Raw genomic sequence first — 17,429 nt, 5'->3', positions numbered from 1 at the left:
GAGTACTAAACTTTTTTGACTTTATAGTGATGAGTCTATTATCTCACATATGATGATTTTGAAAAGGTACTTACTATTTGGCGTTTACTTTTTTTAATTGCCTACATTGGTTTTAAATTTTTATTGAGCCTGTCCACCATCCAAACAATCCGCTTTTCACGTCCAGCGTCTGTCTTTGCATCAAGGTATGCCCGTGTATAAATTTTCTTTACGGATGGAGACATCGCTTGAAAATTTGTATAAGCAGGTTCGTACCCTTCCAACAGTGCAGACAGGCAGGCAATCTGTTCCTCTGTAATGATTGCCAGAGGGTTTGTAGCGTCCCACTGACCGTTCTTCTTGGCCTCATCTATCTTCTTCCTGCCAAAATCAGTCATAAGTCCCCGTTCCTCAAGGTTTTTCACCAATGCCTTATTCTTCTCTGACCATTTGCTATTCTTTCTCCGCAGAGAAAAATACTTCTTATAAGTCTTATCATCAATCTTTTCCATCTGTCCGTCAATCCAGCCAAAACAGAGAGCTTCTTCCAGGGCCGCCCCCGCTTTTATAGTTTTTGGTCCACCTGCCTTACCGAACAAAAGCCAAATGCCATCCTTTGATAGGCAATGCTCACAGAGCCATTCCCGAAATTCTTCTCTACTTGCAAATTTCATTGTTTCGCTAATGATATATCCCTCCTTTATTGACAGCAAATCACGCGAAGAAGCATCTTCCCTTGACCTGCTCTGCCCTTTATGAATTTGTTCAGCTTATTTACCGTTCAAGGCAAAAGTTTTACATAGATCTCTTTTTCCGTGTCAAGCACAAAGCCACAAGACAGCAGCAGGCCGCAGGATGCCTTGTTTTCCGGATTCGGCTGCACCACAATTCTTTTGGCGTCATGGTGAAGGGCAAATCTGTCTGTTCCATTTTTCTAAGTTGAATCATAATTAGAAGCTGTAATTTTGCGATTCATATAAAAGTAAACAACTTCTACGTTTCCATCCATTACTTTATTTCCAAGCCTAAATCCGCATCTCTTAGTATAAAACTTTATATTCTCTTCTTTGTCAACAGGCGTAACCAGCGTAATCTGTCTCCAGTCAGGAGAAACAGATAACATATATTCAAACGCCTGCGTGCCTATTCCCATTCCTTGATATTTTGGTATAACACACAGACAGCCAAGATGATAGTATCCACTTTTCTCCTAATTTTATTCCTACCACAAATGGGGATTTATATAATAGATGCTATGTAATTTATACTCGCAGATAAAAGGGAAATCACACCACCCAACATAATTCCCTTTATGCCACCTTTAACATGGAATAAATAATTCTTGTATTCTTTATCCATATTTTCAGTTCCAGCTATTCTTAATTTTTTACTATGACAGAACACACCAATATCAAGCACAATTACATCAAAGAGATTAACGGTAAGAAATAAGATAAACACATGTATAAATGCTGTTTGAAAGTTTTTAGCTCCTGAAAAATAGGCGACTGCCGACAAAAGTGCGACACATACAAATACAGCAATGAGTTTCTTTAATATGTGCCTTTTTTCAGTCCGTTTTATAGAATTTTTATATTCTGGTAAAGACTCCACTCTTTTTCTGATTTCTGGAGGGTAAGACATAATATATTTAACTGGATCTTTATATTGTGCAGGCAAGACAATTACTGCAAAAATTATACAAGCAATCATACATTCTATTGCTAAAAGCATAGTCGTCCTCCTCTATAAATTCAATTTTTCCTCTCGGGTAAACTGGAATTTAATTAAATGCCCTTAATCAAAAACATTTCCATTAGTTTTTTTCCATAACCCTTTCTGTGATAATTGCAATCGATATACAACATTGTACAAAATGGCGTATTATCCCAGAAAAGATTATATCTTAACAACCCGATGGGTTTATTGTTATCCAATAAAATATATCCTCTCTTATTACTGATCTTATTAACAAATTCTCGTTCTGGCAAGTGTTTATCAAGACTATACCAAAATTCTTTATCTTCTGCTTTTACATATCTGATTTCTATCATTACTTTTACTCCCACAAAATTTCAAATTTAGAATATCCAACCGATTTGGTTAAACACTACGGCTAGTCCTTTTTTAAGCATACTATCTTCTAACGCTGTTCGTATTATAATGATCACAGCAGTTATCGCCATACATATTGCAGGGTGTCGTACAATTTATCTCGTTTTGACAATGCTATTTACTATAGACTTAAACTGAGTGGAAAGCTCTTTTGTTGTACCGATTAAATCATTATTAGCAACCTCCATTATCTCTCGTAAATCCACTAAATCTTCGCGCATAAACAATTCACATAAGTACCGCTTCATTCTGCCGTTGTTATACTTTTCTAAAGCTGTCATTAAAAGATTTTTTCGCTCTTCATATTCTTGATACCAAATATCAAATCCGTTTTCCAATATACAATGGCAAGCCTTAGTATAATGTTCATTAGTATTTAGGTCACTAAAGTCTCCGATTTTTTTTACTTTTTCACAAGGAAATTCTTTACATAATGCACAATGAAGATTATTCTTTTCCTTGCAACATTTAGCGATCTTACATGGTTCAGAATAATAACCATTTTGAGAGCAACCGGAACAGGCACTATTCCCGTTCACGATATGACGATTACACAAAGCACACATAATACCACAATAGCCATAAGGTAAATCGTACATTTCAGCACCTCCCTTTAAATTTTCCAATTTTTCACTCGGATAAACTGAACGTTACCATTTTCCTTTTTTATCTTCCATCCAATCAAAATTATTGCAAATACAATAGCAAAGAATAATCCACAAATCCAGATTTTCAGTTTGAAAAACTGGAAGTTGAAGATATTGTTGTCACTTCAAAGGATATAGCTTAAGCTTACTAATTTCAGTTTTAAACTTATACAAATCATTACTTTTAAACCGATGTCCATGTGCTGGGTAAATATAATCTACATTTTCATCCAAAAATACTTTCCATGAATTTTCAAATTCTTTTTTATTCTCTACCCATATAGTTATCCTATGTAAACTCGGTAAACCATTCATTGCGGCATCTCCACAAAATATCTGATTTTTAACTTTTAAGGAAATAGAATCTGCTGTATGTCCCGGTGTAAATAATATTTTGCCAGATAATAACGTTTCAATTTCAGAAACATTATCTTTTGTTATCTCTATAAATCTTTTTTTATAGGTTTCATCGATTGCAGGAAAAAGATGTTTTCCATTGCCCAATAATTTCATAATGCAACAAAAGAACAGTGCAAGCCTACTACTACAACCACCATCAAATGAATTTTGTCCCCTTAACAAAACAGAAAATGCCTTTTCACTTATGATACAAGTAATATTTGGATGTTTATCCAATGCCTCTTTTAGAAAACCGGCATGGTCATCATGGGCGTGTGTTAGAAAAATATATTTAATATTAGACCAAGAAATTCCTTTTCGTTTCATAGACAAAGTACAATTTGTATAATTATTTTCGTAGCCTGTATCAATCATTACAAACCCATCTTTAATCTGGTAAAGATATGTATTCATGACTCTGTTTCCTGCATTATATATTTTCATACATCTCCTCCACGACTTCTAATTTTAGCAGTTTTCCTGGTACTTTTCTATCTTGTTGTTTTGATTGGGTAAATTATATCATATTTAATGAAAGAACTGTATTGAATATTTATATAGCTGCAGGGATACACCGAAGAAACTCCCCTGAAGATTTTTCACGCAATCACAAAAAATCAAAGAAACAGCGAAAGCCGTTCCATTACAATCTTTTTCGACTGGGCGTAGAATAAAGACAGAAAGAGAAAGTGGTGACATACATGGACGTTCGATCATTGTATCTAGGAACAGTGCTTACGGCGGGTCTCCCTGATCTCCCTGCATCGGCCCAGTTCTGGAAGCGATTCTGGGGCGGTCAGCCGCTGTACGGGGCATTTACGGGGCATTCCTGATGGCAGCCTGGACAATATATTATCCCTCTTTGGGTAACGTAGTAGAAAGGAGAAGATGACGATGAAACATAAATTATTTGGGGCAGCGGGTTTAAGTCTTTCGCTCTTGTTACTGACTGCGTGCGGCACCGGAGGGCGTGGGAACGCCCGCCAGCAACGGATGAACAAGAAAACAGCGCAAAGGAGAACACCAGCATGAGAAGGAATGAGAAGGAAAAAAAGAACGACGGAGCGTTGGCCCCCGATTTTGAAATGATGGATCTGGATGGAAATACTGTAAAGCTCTCCGACTTTGCAGGAGAAAAGGTCTATCTTAAATATTGGGCCTCCTGTTTTTAAATAGTGGAAGCGATACCGGTACTCACGGACTTGTACCATGAGTACCGGTGCTGTATAATAAAATGATACAGAGGCAGCACCCTATCCTTCGCAGTGAAAGCTGTGTATGGTGCGGTGTTATGTGCACTCACCGGAAAGGGGGCATTAGAATGTATCAGCTGCTGGTGGTGGATGATGAAAGCATCATCCGCCGGGGAATCCGGGCATTTATCGATTTTGAAGGGTTGGGCATCACTGGGTTCTACGAGGCCGAAAGCGGTGAGGAAGCCCTCGTGCTATTAGAAAAAGAGCCGATCGACCTGATCCTTGCTGATATCAATATGCCCAAAATGAACGGACTGGACTTCTGCCGCCGGGCAAAGGAGTACGACCCATCCGTCAAGATTGCCATGATAACGGGGTACGACTATCTGGACTACGCCATCCGCGCCATCAAGGCAGGGGTGGACGATTATGTCTTAAAGCCCCTCTCCCGGGACGATATCCAGGCGATTCTTTTCCGCCTGGTGGAGAAAAAGAAAGAAGCGGACAGCCTGGCAGCTGTGCGGCAGGAGGTAAATAAGCTGGCAGCGGACGCTGGCGCCAGAGAGGAAGGAAGTGTCCGCACACAAATGGCCGAGTGTTTAGAGGGACATCTTGCCGACGCCGGGTATTCCCTCAGCACGATGGCAGACGAGCTGGGATACAGCATCAGTTATCTGAGTACGCTGTTTAAAAAGCATTTTGGCGCCAATTTTAGGGACTACTTTCTGGACCTTCGGCTTGGGCAGGCAAAGATCCTGCTTTTGTCCACCCAGATGAAAAACTACGAAATCGCAGCGGCAGTAGGCATTGACGATCCAAACTATTTCAGTGTATGCTTCCGGCGCAAATATGGAAAAACGCCTACAGCGTTCAGGACGGAGGCGGGACATGGAAAAAAAGCATAGCATTCGCGGCTGGTTCCGGCGGTTCAGCGTTCAGCTCCCCCTGTTCGTTCTGGGCACGGGGCTGACCGTTATCCTGCTCCTTAGCGGAGCAGTCTATTTCTTCGCAGCCAATCTGCTGATGAATGAGACCGTCTCCAAAACACACGAGCTGATGGACTTAAGCGGAACTAATCTCTCCACCTACATCGCCCGCATCAAAGGGGAGTCCAACGTCTTCGCAAGCGACCCCACCCTCCGCCAATATCTTTCCGGGGATGACGAGAGCCTGCAGGAGGGCCTTCTGTCCCGTATCGATACATTGCTTGAAAACGACAGTGCCATAAAATCCATCGTTGTGGTCTCCAAGGACGGACGCATCCTTTCCAATGAAGAGGGCCTCGATATGTCAGTTTCCAAGGACATGATGAAGGAGGACTGGTATATGGAGTCCATCCACAACACCATGCCCATCCTCACCGGCGCCCGGATGCAGAGTTTTTCCTCCGACAAGGATAACTGGGTGGTTTCTATCAGCACGGAAATCACTGGCAACACTGGCGAGAACCTGGGCGTTCTGTTGATGGATATGCCATACAGCGTTGTCGAGGACCATCTGAGCCGTCTGGATCTGGGAACGAAAGGCTATGTATTCCTCCTGAATGAAAAAGGCGAGCCGGTTTACCATAAGGACACCAGTTACTTTTCCGACCCTGATAAGCAGAAGCAGCTGCAGGCGATTCTGGCAGAAGGAGACGGCTACGACAAAAAGCAGAACCTGCTTACTTACCAGACGGAAATCGAGAATGCCGGCTGGACCATGATGGGCGTGGTGTCTTTGGATACCCTGCACATGCTGGAACGGCAGCTTTTTGAGGCAGTGCTGCTGACCGGTGGTATGCTCTTCGGTGCGGTTCTGCTGTTTGGTTTTCTATTTACCCGCCGGCTGTCCACACCTATGGCCGACCTGGAACGGGGCATGGATGAGATTGAAAAGCTGGCGGAGATCAGTGTACAAAGGCATGGCTTTACTGAGGTGGAACTGCTGGCCGGAAATTATAATAAGATGATCCGCCGTGTGCGCGAGCTGATGAATGAAGTTTCGGAGAAGGAAAGGACGCTGCGCCAGGCGGAACTCAATGTTCTGGTGAGCCAGATCAATCCTCACTTCCTCTATAACACTCTGGACACCATCGTCTGGATGGCTGAATTTGGCGACAACAAAAAAGTGATTGCACTCACCAAATCCCTGGCCGCCTTTTTTCGCCTGTCCCTTGGCGGCGGCCGGGAGCTGGTCACCGTGGCCGATGAACTGGAACATGTGCGGCAGTACCTGTATATCCAAAAAGAGCGGTATGAAGAGAAACTCAGCTATGAGATTTCCGTCCCGGAGGAACTGCTGGATTACACAGTACCCAAGATCATCCTCCAGCCCGTTGTGGAAAACAGCATTTATCACGGTATCAAGCCGATGGACGGCCCCGGGCAGATCACTGTGACGGTGGCGGAGGACGGGGAACGGCTGCTTTTCACTGTGGCGGATAACGGTGTGGGTTTTGACCCCGCGGCGCTGTCTCGTGGCAGTGAAGCGTTCCAGAAGAACGGCGTGGGCCTGCAAAACGTGGACAGCCGCCTAAAGCTTATCTATGGTCCGGACTGTGGCATAACGGTCGAGTCCGCCCCTGGCGAAGGCTGCATTGTACGACTGACGGTAAACAAGAAAATAAAAAACACTCCATATATAAAGTAACAAATCTTATGGATTCTTCTGATGTGCGGGACAGATATGGCCACGAGAGCTGTACTTATCTTTATTGTATTCCTGGCAGGCACACACGAGAAAAGGCGGCGGTCAAGTTTTACCCAACCGCCGCTTTTAAATCGACTGCTAAAATATTGGCTGCCCTATTCTATCCTATCAATTCTGTACAATTGATAGAAAAGTGTTCTGACAGCAATCTGTTCAAAGCTATCTTATACTCTCTTTATCCATTTAACTCTGCCGTTTTCTAAAAGATATCATTAAGCCAATTCCGAACAGGGATGTCAGTGCTACCCAAAAGGGCCAGACAGGGGAGCTGTCTCCGGTTTGCACAGTGGAGGAAACGTCCGGTTTGCCCGGCTGAGATGGCTTGGTCGGCTGAGACGGAGTGGCCGGCTTTTTCTCCCATTTGGCTTTCAACACCACATCATGCTCTGGCATAGTAAAATCGCTGAGATTAACTTTGGCTGTATCATTATACCATCCGGAGAAGCTATAGCCCTTCTTTGCTGGATTGCTTACCGTTGCAGGCTTCGCACCAGCTTCCAGTGTCTGGGCACTCGGCACCGGTGTACCCCCGTCGGTATCGAAGGTTAGCGTATAGGTAACGACAGGAACGATAGTAAAGGGAACAGTTTTAATCAGTTCCTCCGGCAGATCGCTATCCAGAGACATCCAGCCATATTCGCCGGTGCTCTCTCCATTCTCAAGGATCTCACCAAATTGTTCCCAGCCGTACTGTATGTTCAAAATATGTTTTCCCAACGATAGCTTACTTAAATCGATGCCGCTGGTAAAGGGGGCCGCGTTCCACATTCCAGAAAGGACGTTGCCGTCGTCGATCTTCCAGCTCACCGGACGGTACCGCTCGTCACCGATGGCAGGATTGTCATTGTCCATGCCGGGGCCGACGGCTGTAAAGGATGGCATTTCATTTTGAATAAAGGTCTCGTCAGCCGTGATACCGGAGATGGAGGCGTCTTTCATATTGGATTCGATTCGTTCCGTGAGAAAATGTACCATATAGGTTTTTTCGTCCGTCCCGTCCTGTGCCTTCACGGTAATAGTAGCAGGGGACAGAAAATTTGACGCACCATTTACCAGCGTTGCATCGGTCGTTCCAATAATAGCTGCTCCCGTTTCCATGCATATACCTGTCAGTGTAAGCACCGCGTCCCGCGGTGTCTCGCGCGGCAGGAGTATGGAATAAGTATCAATGCCCGTTTTGAATTCTGGTACCGGAATCGGCTCGCTGCCGTTGACGCTGTAGCAGAGATTTTTTAACGTGGCGAGATTTGACTGATACATGCTGGATAAAACAGGGTGGGGAAATTCCGTGCGCGTAACAAAACCATCGCCCAACAGGTTGGAAACCGTACCGTCTTTGAATTCCTCCAGACTTTTGTTGGTCCCGTTAGAATCCTCTCGACCGCTGCGCTCAGCGTTATAATAGCAGTTAACCGCTGTTGCATGATCGTCGCTGCTCGCATCCCACATGCCATTTATCAGCGGCTTCGCAAAATCCTCATTATCGCTTTCATTTTCATGTACCCGACCAAACGCAAAGCAATTGGTGAAAGTGCCACCAGTGCGATCTTCGTCGTCGTTCGTGACCCATCCGACCAGGCCGCCGACCTCTCCCACCTGTCCTTCCACATCGCCCAAAGCGAAACAGTCGGTCGCCGTCGCACTGTAGCCGTTGCCCAACAAGCCGCCTATGCGGCTCTTCCCATTTGCCGTACAGGTAACGTTTCCCGTTGCAAAACAGCTTTCCAGTGTAGATTTTGGACCATAACCCACAAGGCCGCCAGACTGCCAGTCGCTGGCGGTAACATCGCCCGTAGCCGAGCAATTACGCAATACACTGCCCGGGGCGGCTCCGACCAAACCACCGATTGACCACGTGCCGCTGACAGCCCCGGAGGCAGAACAATTTTCCAACGTCAAGGCGGTGGCCTCTCCAAACAGGCCGCCCACAACGCCAAGATTTGGTGCTGTGATTGTTACGTCAGCATGACAATTGCTGATGAGAAATTCCTTGTTTTTTGTCACTATACCGGTATTACTATCATATCCGCCGCCGGTCATGAAACCCGCAAGACCACCGATTCCACCCCCATCACTACCATCCCAGCTTACGATGAGATTCGTTGTGATAAATCCGGAAGCAGAACAGTTATCCAACGTGTAAGCGTCGCCATCCTTGATGGCGGACAGCGCCCCCACTAAGCCGCCACTGTTTGGTGCTTTAGTCACTACCGAATCCGGCTCGATCAAGATGTCTTCTGCCGTACAGTCAAACAGACCACCACCAGTTACCTGTTCATTGCCATTGCTTACGACAATACCTATCAAGCCTCCGGCATCGAAGCAGCCCACAGTGATTTCTACCCCTTTTACATGACAGTTTTCCACTTTTGTATTATCATATAAATAACCCACCATTGCGCCAACGTAATAGGCGGTAGAAGCATTGGCCGTGTCCGTAATCCTTACATTCGATATGGTGAGATTTTTTAAATATACTCCATTATAAGAACCGAACAATCCCTGATCGTAAAAGGTTTTATTGTCCTCTTTCCCGTTGATGGAATAGTTGGAAATCATATGGTTCTGCCCGTCAAAAGAGCCGGAAAAGATACCTGTGTTCCCCGCGATGGGTTCCCACAGCCGATCGTCCAAATCCAGATCATTCGTCAGTTGAAAGTGCATGCCCGTGTAGGTTTCGCCGCTGTTGACCTGGTCACGCAGATACGCGAGCTGGGCGGCAGTGGAAATTAGATAAGGACTACCCTCAGTGCCGTCCCCGTCGGTGAAACCGCTTGCGGTGGATCCGTCCCAGACATCGGCATCCGACGCTGCCAGGACGACTGTGCCCAGCGGCAGCATCCCACACAGCAGACATAGGCTAAGCAGCATGGAAAACAATCGGTTTCGTGTGTGCTTTTTTACATATGTGTTTATTTGCATATGCATTTCCTCCTTTATACTCTCATTAGTTTTATGCACAAGCTCCAGCTATTTCAATCCATAAAACATAAAAAGCGCATTTCACCCATACAACTATGGGCAAAATACGCCTTTAATCTTTTTAGTTTTTTAACAAAAAAGGACAGAGTTATCCCTGTCAGATAGTCAGATAATGTGCTGTGCTGTGCTGTGCTGTGCTGTGCTGTGCTGTGCTGTGCTGTGCTGTGCTGTGCTGTGCTGTGCTGTGCTGTGAAAAGGGTAACCCACATTTGCATAACTGTCAACTCCTCTTCTGTTAAATTTTTATGAATTTTTGGATTTGTATAGCCCCCGAAGGACATCTTTCGCATAAACGTATATATTTACATGATACCATAAAAAATGCGATTTGCAATTGCTTTCAGAAAAAATCCATTTTTCTAAATCGACTAGTCTAGTAGTTACAGCTCTGATACACATGATATTGCAAGAGGCCGGCGGTTGGTGACCGCCTCCTGCTCTGGATTTATTATATATTAATAGCCACCCCTAAATGAAAACTGACCGAGAATGCCTATACCAGCTGTTCCTCCTTAAAGCCGAGTTCCAGAAGTAAAGCTCTGGTTCCCACAACGTTCTTTTTCATCAGCTCTGACAGATTTTCGGCAAAGCCATCGATATCCCGGCGGCAAAGCTTCTCTCGCAGACTCTCGGCATAGTCCTCGTAAAACCTGCCAGCATCCAGCTTTTGGGAAAACATATGAAGGGCGTGCCCCCATTGCAGGAGCAGGTAAAGCTGGCGGTATACCTCCCGGATAAAAGCTGAGGAGCTGTTCTCCCCAATGAATCGAAGGCAGGCTTTTGCGGCAAGGAACGGCGTTCCTTCCTCCGTAAGGCATTCAATTTCACGTTCAAGAGCCTGAAAGTCCTCATCGTCCAGCGAAGAGAGCGTATGTACCGCGACATTTTTGCAGGTCAGTGCGCTCATCTGCATCGCCTGCAGCAGCATGAGCAGGCATTTGCGGATTTGTAAATGCGAAAGGTCGGGCGGACCGGAAAGCCTTCCGGATATCACCCGTGTCCCGACCCCATTCTGCGTTTCGGTGACATGGATGTCGTTTAACAGCTCCAGTGTCCGCCGCATGGTAATCAGGGAAACATCATATTTCTGTGCCAGCGCCTGACAGGGGGGCAAAAGTTCCTCCTGTTTGTAAATCCGCGCATCTATTTTGCTCATCAGCTCGGCAGCCAGCGTATAGCACATTTGCGGGTGCTCTCTGTAGATCTGCCACTCAAATGGGATCTGTTTAACTGGCTCCGGTGTATCCAGCATGACACCCAGACTTTCAAAAAACATCTGCGTGACATTTTTGCTGAACGCCTGAGTCATCTCCAGCGCTTTTTCAATATTTCCTGCTTCAATCAGACTTAGCATCTGTTCGATATGCTCCGCCGCAGTATCTGAATCTTCAAAATTAGCGGGACGCTGAAGATAGGGGGGCTGAAGATACCGTACCATTTCCCAGTGTAGATTAAGCGCCAGGGAATTGTTCAGCGGGCGCATGGCCTCGGCGTAAAACATGTTGATCTGTTTCGCCGGGTGCCCCTTCCGCTTCTTCAGCTGCGACCGGATCTGTTTGATAGAATCCTCAGTCTGCCTTTGCAGATAGTAATGAACGATGGGTCTGAAAAGAATATCGGAGTTTCGGCACATGTCATTCATCCCCTCCCTGCGTGAGAGGAAAGTGTTCCGGTAGCGCTGCTCCTGCTGCTCGTCCGGCTGAAAGGTCACGATGCTGCGCTTGCGTTCAGTGGTTTCGATGTACCCTTCCTCTCGCATCCGGATCAACGCAGTACGCACGGTGAGAGCACTGACCTGAAACTGCCGGCAGATATAGCTGATAGAAGGAAGCTGATCCCCAAGCAGATAATAACCGAATACGATCCGGGAAGTAAAATAATCATAGATAATATCAGCCATGCTGTTGTTATGCATCGTTCCTCCTCCTTCTTTAAGAAATTCTTTATTTTCCGAGTTTACAAACCCAATCATGAAAGTGCTCCGTTCCCATTATTGCCAAACGCTGGAATGTGGGAAAAGCGCTTTCTGCATCCACATTCTGGATAAATAAACCACCGTTAAATGTGATTTTCTGCTTTTATTGTCCCCACTATATGCGTAATCACCTCTTCTTATTACCCAGCTATTTTGATAATTAAGTATATCACAGATGAACGTGGAAATCCATCATGGCAGGAAGCCAAAGGATATTGCATTTGTCAACTAAACAGGCTATAATAAACTGATAAATAAATGAGCAAGGTAGGCGGAGAAATGGATTGGGTTCTGCTAGAGGTAGTTGTGGATACGATAGACGTGCTGCAACGCTTTTCCAAGAAAAGCACCGTTTACCGAAAGTTCCAGCGAGAAGAAAAACAGAAAGCTGTCGCGGTATCCTATGAAAAGCTGCGGCATGCATACAGCACACTTGTCAGAAGCATTTGTTTCATAGAGGAGGCGCAGAAAAATGCCAGATCATAAGGAAGAAAACACGCGACAGCGGGAAAAACAGGCAGCGGCCGATTATGAATACAGTACCCTGATGCGCCTGTTGAGCGTCAGCGTCAGCAAGCATCTATTGGATGAGCATTTCACACTCGTCTGGGCCAATGGATTTTTTTATGACTTGATTGGCTACCCACAGGCGGAATTCCAAGGCCGGTTCCACAACCGCCCGGACGAATACTTCTACAATAACCCAGAGGGATTCCGGATCATGGCGGAATCCGTAAAAGAATCTCTGGCTAAAGGGGAAAACGGCAACTCCGTTTACCTGCCCCTTATCCATCCCAGCAGGGGGGCTTACTGGGTCAAGCTACAGGCAGCCTTTACAGACGAATATATTGATGGCTGCCGGATTGCCTACACTACCTTGACCGATGTGACTGAGATGATGCAGGCCAGACAGGAGTTTGAAAAGCTGACCCATGAACAGGATATGCTCATGAGCGCCTTAAACGTCAGTGTCAGCAAACACCTCATCGATGAACACTATACCTGTGTGCGGGCCAATGAGTATTATTACCGGCTCATCGGCTATTCTAAAGAAAAATACGAGACCCTGTTCCACAACCACCCCGACGAATACTATCGGAACAACCCGGAGGGATGGGAGATGCTGACACAGAAAGTAAACGAGGTTCTGGCGCAAGGCGGCAGTCAATATGAGCTGATTGTCCCGATGAAATACGAGGACGGTTCCAGCTACTGGGTCAAGCTGTTCACCTATTTCACGGAGGAATATATCGACGGAATCCAAACCGCCTATACCGTCATGACCGACGTAACGGAGCTGGTCCAGACGAAAAACGAGCAGGACATGCTGATGCAGGCCATGAAGGTCAGTGTCAGCCGCCATCTGGTGGACGAGCATTTCACGGTGGTCGGGGCCAATGATTTTTATTATGAGCTGATCGGGTACTCTAAGGAGGAATACGAGGCAGCCTTCCACAACCACTGTGACGAATATTTTAAGACCAACAAAGGCGGCTGGGAAAAAATCCACGGCAAGATTGAGGAAATGTATGCGGCAGGAAAAACCAGCTATGAGCTCTTTGTGCCGCTGAAACTTCCTGACGGGTCCACCAACTGGGTGAAAATGACAGGTTTTTTCACGGACGAGTATCAGGACGGCAGACAGCTGGCCTACACCACTATGGTCGACGTCACCGAGCTGATGCAGATCCAGCAGGAGAAAGCCGTTGCATATAATAACATCCCAGGTTTTATCGTCAAACACCGTATCCTAAGGGACAAAATCGTCATGATCGATGCCAGCGACGGCATTACGGATATTTTCGATGTGGATACAGAGCAGCTGGAGTCCTTCGACGTCTATGCTGCCCTGGAGACGGAAAGCAGGGCCATGATCGAAGCAAACCATCTGCATTTCCGGCAGGGCGAGCCCTTTGATGGTACACTGCGCATGAAGGACCGGGATGGCCGGGAGCGGTGGTTCCAGATCCGCAGTACCTGTACTGATTCTATTGCTGACGACCCGGTCTACCTGACGGTCTTTATCGACGTCACCGATATCACAGAGCTGCGGGAAATGCAAAAGCAGCTGACTGAGCAGAAGTCTGCCCTGCAGGAGGCACTTACAGCGGCGGAGCATGCAAATCGGGCCAAGTCAGATTTTCTGTCCCGGATGAGCCACGATATCCGCACGCCGATGAACGCGGTTTTGGGCATGACCAAGATTGGTAAAAAGTATGTAAACGATCCGGAACGGGTGATGGACTATTTTCAGAAAATCGACGTTTCCTCTAAGCTCCTGATCGACCTGATCAACGAAGTGCTGGATATGTCCAAAGTCGAAAGCGGCCGGATCCTGCTGGCAGAGGAGGAAGTGAACCTGGCGGAGTTGGTGCAGGGCATCGTCACTATGGTGCAGCCGCTGCTCCATGACAAAAGTCTCCTGTTTAAACCCTATATCAGCGGAATCACCCATGAAATGGTGATCAGCGACGTACAGCGCCTGCAACAGCTGATTATGAATCTGCTGTCAAACGCGGTAAAATACACGCCTGAAGGCGGGACTGTTACGCTGGAAATCAGGGAAACCCCAGCCGCTGGGTCAGATATGGCGCATTATGAGTTTATCGTTTCGGATACCGGTATCGGAATGAAGCCTGAATTCTTAGGCCGCGTGTTCGAACCCTTTGAACGGGCGGAGGATGTAAAAATCCAGGCGGTCCAAGGTACTGGTCTTGGACTCTCCATCTGTAAAAAAATCGCAGAGCAGATGGGCGGCACAATCGAGGTGGAAAGTACCTACGGGAAAGGCAGCCGGTTTACCGTATCAGTTTATCTCAAAGTGATGGAGGAAAAAATCGATTACAGCGCGCTGGCCGGTTTGTCGGTTCTGGTAGTGGACGACGATCACATTGTCTGTGAAAATACCTGCAAACGTCTGGAAGAACTGGAAATTACAGCGGAAGGAGTCGGCGACGGTCAGACCGCCCTCGCTAAATTGGAAGAAGCCCACGCCGCTTCCCAAGACCATTTCGCGGTCATCCTCGACTACCGAATGCCGGGTCTGGATGGTGTGGAAACCACCCGGCTGATTCGTAAGAAATTAGGAAAAGACCTGCCTATCATCATGCTTTCGGCCTATGATATGTCGGAGCAGATGGACGCCGCCAGACAGGCGGGTGCCAATGGTTTTATTACAAAACCCCTGTTTCGCTCCCAGCTCGTGTATAAGCTGAAGCAGTACGTAAACGGTGCGACCGCCGAAGAAAAACCGGAGGCGGGACCGCTGATCGGGGGCTCTTATGAGGGCAGACGGCTCCTTCTGGTAGAGGACAATACAATGAACCGGGAAATCGCCGTGGAGATTCTATCGGATACCGGTGTGTCGATCGACACGGCCGAAAACGGCCAAATCGCTGTGGATATGGTGAAAGACGCACCTGATGGAACCTACAGCCTGATTTTTATGGACATGCAGATGCCGGTTATGGACGGGTGCACAGCGGCCAAACAAATACGCTCTCTTCCACGAGAGGATGCAAAAACGCTCCCTATCATCGCCATGACGGCCAACGCTTTTGCGGATGACAGGCAGAAGACAAAGGATGCGGGCATGAACGGGCATCTGGCAAAGCCCATTGATATTGAGCAGCTGCAACGGGTACTGGAAAAGTGGCTGTAAGTATCGTGAAAATCAACTATCCGGTGTAGCCCCGTGATAATGACATATTTCGTAAACTGTAGACTCGGATTGCTGATCAGTGCCCGCGTCATGCTTACCCGCTGGCGCATCCCCTTAGAATATCCCCTTTCCCTAAATACAGCTCTTTATGAGTCATATACTCATAGAATGCTTCTGCACGCTCGATTGGAATACTGCACTCTCCTTGCCTGCTTTCATCTGACAGATAACTTCCAAGCTATCAGATGCACTTTGTACAGACTTCCATTCCTTCCATTACGGCATTCCTAAATCCGAACTGTTCTAATTTTTTCACCAGTTCAATTGTTATTCCCCCAGGTGTACATACCATATCTTTCAATTCACCCGGATGTTTCCCTGTTTCAAGTACCATCCGGGCACTTCCCAGTACAGTCTGCGCACACAATCTGTATGCCTGTTCTCTGGAAAATCCTTCTCTGACTGCACCATCTGCCATTGCCTCAATAAACATAAATGCCATTGCCGGTGAACTTCCCGATACAGGAATTGTGGCATCCATCAAACATTCAGGAATTTTCTCAGCAGTTCCAAAACCTCCGATCAATTCACATATGTACTTTGCTTCTTCTTCCGTGACCTGCTCATTTGGTGTAACCGCAGTAACTCCTGCTCCCACCATTGCCGGAGTATTTGGCATCGTACGCACTGCTTTTATTTTTCTTCCGAAGAAATTCTCTATGTCAGCAAATGTAATTCCAGGTGCCATTGTCCAAAATATAGTATCCTCACTTACAACATCCTTAATTTCTTCAATTACACTCTTATAATATTCTGATTTTATGGCGATCACTACTACGTCTGCTTTTGCTGCCTCTTTATTATCCGTAGTCACATTAATTCCAAGGCTTTTTCTTGCTGCCTCAAGCCCCGGTACGTATAGATCAGCTGCAATAATATCTTCCGGACAAATCAGCCCTTTACCAATAATACCTCCCAGAATAGCTTTTGCCATGTTTCCGCATCCAATTGTCCCTAATTTCATTTTTCCGCTCCTTTCAAATTTTGCCACCTGATTTTCTCCCACTTTATCATTAACCTTTTTCTTATGTCAATAATATTTGCATTAGATTTTCTTATGCTATATATGTCATTTTCTAATTTTACTTTTTGACTGTTTACCGTTATGATAATTTTAAAAGGAGGTCTTAATCATGAATATTCTAGTAATTAATGGAAGTCCACATACCAGGGGAACAACTGCATTGTTGCGCGACAAATTTACAGAAGGTGCTGCTTCTGTCGGTCATAACATCACTACTTTCCATGTCTGTAAAGAAGAGCTTCATCCTTGTACCGGCTGTAATCATTGCCGTACTACAGAAAATGGATGCATTTATAAAGATGGAATGGAAACACTAAACCCACTCCTGAAAAATGCCGATTGTGTCGTGTTCGTGACTCCCTTATACTATTTTGGAATGAGTTCCCAAATGAAAATGGTCATTGACCGTTTCTATGCCAATAACACAGCCCTTCGCAGCCTGAAAAAGAAAGCGGTTCTTTTAGCTGCATGCGGAGATACTGACAGTTGGACCTTAGATGCACTTTACCAACACTACCTAAATATCTGCCAGTACCTTCACTGGGAAGATCTTGGATCTATCCAGGCAATAGGCATGTACACCAGGGAAGATATCGAAAACAGTGATTATCCCAAAGCTGCGAAGATATTAGGCCAGTCCCTCGTCTAGAATAATAAAAGATTTCCCTTATGCAATATTCGTCTCAATTCGAATATTGCA

14 protein-coding genes and 1 pseudogene are annotated in these 17,429 nt (G+C 46.0%); 6 read left to right on the top strand and 9 right to left on the bottom strand.

From position 1 onward, the window contains the following. Positions 1–101 precede the first annotated feature (101 nt). From A8806_RS14340 to A8806_RS14310, 6 genes and pseudogenes are all read right to left on the bottom strand, one after another. Positions 102–665, bottom strand: coding sequence for a YdeI/OmpD-associated family protein (locus A8806_RS14340; protein WP_109731940.1), 564 nt, complete (start codon positions 663–665; stop codon positions 102–104). Positions 666–913: 248 nt separating this feature from the next. Continuing rightward, a pseudogene (locus A8806_RS27010) lies at positions 914–1,168 on the bottom strand (GNAT family N-acetyltransferase); the annotation flags it as partial. Between the two features lie 50 nt (positions 1,169–1,218). Beyond that, positions 1,219–1,713, bottom strand: a complete 495-nt coding sequence (locus A8806_RS26240; protein ID WP_181368733.1) for a hypothetical protein — start codon at positions 1,711–1,713, stop codon at positions 1,219–1,221. 53 nt (positions 1,714–1,766) lie between these two features. Then, positions 1,767–2,033, bottom strand: a complete 267-nt coding sequence (locus A8806_RS14320) for a GNAT family N-acetyltransferase (protein WP_109731882.1) — start codon at positions 2,031–2,033, stop codon at positions 1,767–1,769. A 156-nt stretch (positions 2,034–2,189) separates the two neighbouring features. Beyond that, positions 2,190–2,693, bottom strand: a complete 504-nt coding sequence (locus A8806_RS14315; protein ID WP_109731881.1) for a DUF3795 domain-containing protein — start codon at positions 2,691–2,693, stop codon at positions 2,190–2,192. 168 nt (positions 2,694–2,861) lie between these two features. Further along, complete coding sequence (locus A8806_RS14310) at positions 2,862–3,584, bottom strand: MBL fold metallo-hydrolase (protein ID WP_242996092.1); 723 nt, start codon at positions 3,582–3,584, stop codon at positions 2,862–2,864. A gap of 584 nt (positions 3,585–4,168) precedes the next feature. On the opposite strand from A8806_RS14310, the gene A8806_RS27130 reads away from it, so the two are divergent. From A8806_RS27130 to A8806_RS14295, 3 genes are all read left to right on the top strand, one after another. Beyond that, positions 4,169–4,312 carry a peroxiredoxin family protein gene (locus A8806_RS27130; RefSeq protein ID WP_109731880.1) on the top strand — a complete coding sequence of 48 codons (144 nt, stop codon included), beginning with the start codon at positions 4,169–4,171 and terminating at the stop codon, positions 4,310–4,312. 149 nt (positions 4,313–4,461) lie between these two features. Beyond that, positions 4,462–5,241: a response regulator transcription factor gene (locus A8806_RS14300; RefSeq protein WP_109731879.1), complete on the top strand. Its 780-nt coding sequence runs from the start codon at positions 4,462–4,464 to the stop codon at positions 5,239–5,241. Beyond that, a complete protein-coding gene (locus tag A8806_RS14295) occupies positions 5,225–6,967 on the top strand; it encodes a cache domain-containing sensor histidine kinase (protein ID WP_109731878.1) in 1,743 nt (580 codons plus the stop codon). Before A8806_RS14300 ends, A8806_RS14295 begins: the two co-directional genes overlap by 17 nt. A 243-nt stretch (positions 6,968–7,210) precedes the next feature. On the opposite strand, the gene A8806_RS14290 is transcribed toward A8806_RS14295, so the two are convergent. Both A8806_RS14290 and A8806_RS14280 read right to left on the bottom strand, forming a co-directional pair. Next, positions 7,211–9,949: a GLUG motif-containing protein gene (locus tag A8806_RS14290; RefSeq protein WP_181368732.1), complete on the bottom strand. Its 2,739-nt coding sequence runs from the start codon at positions 9,947–9,949 to the stop codon at positions 7,211–7,213. Between the two features lie 553 nt (positions 9,950–10,502). Beyond that, a complete protein-coding gene (locus A8806_RS14280) occupies positions 10,503–11,924 on the bottom strand; it encodes a GntR family transcriptional regulator (protein WP_109731937.1) in 1,422 nt (473 codons plus the stop codon). A gap of 339 nt (positions 11,925–12,263) precedes the next feature. Here A8806_RS14280 and A8806_RS14275 point away from each other — a divergent pair, with 339 nt between their 5' ends. Both A8806_RS14275 and A8806_RS14270 read left to right on the top strand, forming a co-directional pair. Further along, entirely contained in the window at positions 12,264–12,470 is a 207-nt protein-coding gene (locus tag A8806_RS14275) for a hypothetical protein (RefSeq protein WP_109731875.1), read from the top strand. Next, a complete protein-coding gene (locus A8806_RS14270; RefSeq protein WP_109731874.1) occupies positions 12,457–15,645 on the top strand; it encodes a response regulator in 3,189 nt (1,062 codons plus the stop codon). Before A8806_RS14275 ends, A8806_RS14270 begins: the two co-directional genes overlap by 14 nt. A gap of 241 nt (positions 15,646–15,886) precedes the next feature. Here A8806_RS14270 and proC read toward each other — a convergent pair whose 3' ends face one another. Beyond that, on the bottom strand, positions 15,887–16,669 hold the full coding sequence (gene proC / locus A8806_RS14265) for a pyrroline-5-carboxylate reductase (RefSeq protein ID WP_109731936.1): 783 nt from the start codon (positions 16,667–16,669) through the stop codon (positions 15,887–15,889). Positions 16,670–16,838: 169 nt separating this feature from the next. Between proC and A8806_RS14260 the strand changes: the two genes are divergently transcribed. Continuing rightward, the gene (locus tag A8806_RS14260) at positions 16,839–17,378 is read left to right on the top strand and encodes a flavodoxin family protein (protein WP_109731873.1); all 540 of its coding nucleotides are present in this window, start codon (positions 16,839–16,841) and stop codon (positions 17,376–17,378) included. Positions 17,379–17,429: the final 51 nt, after the last annotated feature.

This window comes from Faecalicatena orotica (genome assembly GCF_003149245.1).
Lineage (GTDB): Bacteria > Bacillota > Clostridia > Lachnospirales > Lachnospiraceae > Faecalicatena_A > Faecalicatena_A orotica.
This window is presented reverse-complemented; position numbering and strand designations above follow the sequence as displayed.

Bases quoted from the DNA above. Each gene is read 5' to 3' on its own strand.
- A8806_RS26240 (WP_181368733.1), bottom strand. From the start codon at position 1,713: ATGCTTTTAGCAATAGAATGTATGATTGCTTGTATAATTTTTGCAGTA.
- A8806_RS14320 (WP_109731882.1), bottom strand. From the start codon at position 2,033: ATGATAGAAATCAGATATGTAAAAGCAGAAGATAAAGAATTTTGGTAT.
- A8806_RS14315 (WP_109731881.1), bottom strand. From the start codon at position 2,693: ATGTACGATTTACCTTATGGCTATTGTGGTATTATGTGTGCTTTGTGT.
- A8806_RS14310 (WP_242996092.1), bottom strand. From the start codon at position 3,584: ATGAAAATATATAATGCAGGAAACAGAGTCATGAATACATATCTTTAC.
- A8806_RS27130 (WP_109731880.1), top strand. From the start codon at position 4,169: ATGAGAAGGAATGAGAAGGAAAAAAAGAACGACGGAGCGTTGGCCCCC.
- A8806_RS14300 (WP_109731879.1), top strand. From the start codon at position 4,462: ATGTATCAGCTGCTGGTGGTGGATGATGAAAGCATCATCCGCCGGGGA.
- A8806_RS14295 (WP_109731878.1), top strand. From the start codon at position 5,225: ATGGAAAAAAAGCATAGCATTCGCGGCTGGTTCCGGCGGTTCAGCGTT.
- A8806_RS14290 (WP_181368732.1), bottom strand. From the start codon at position 9,949: ATGCAAATAAACACATATGTAAAAAAGCACACACGAAACCGATTGTTT.
- A8806_RS14280 (WP_109731937.1), bottom strand. From the start codon at position 11,924: ATGCATAACAACAGCATGGCTGATATTATCTATGATTATTTTACTTCC.
- A8806_RS14275 (WP_109731875.1), top strand. From the start codon at position 12,264: ATGGATTGGGTTCTGCTAGAGGTAGTTGTGGATACGATAGACGTGCTG.
- A8806_RS14270 (WP_109731874.1), top strand. From the start codon at position 12,457: ATGCCAGATCATAAGGAAGAAAACACGCGACAGCGGGAAAAACAGGCA.
- proC (WP_109731936.1), bottom strand. From the start codon at position 16,669: ATGAAATTAGGGACAATTGGATGCGGAAACATGGCAAAAGCTATTCTG.
- A8806_RS14260 (WP_109731873.1), top strand. From the start codon at position 16,839: ATGAATATTCTAGTAATTAATGGAAGTCCACATACCAGGGGAACAACT.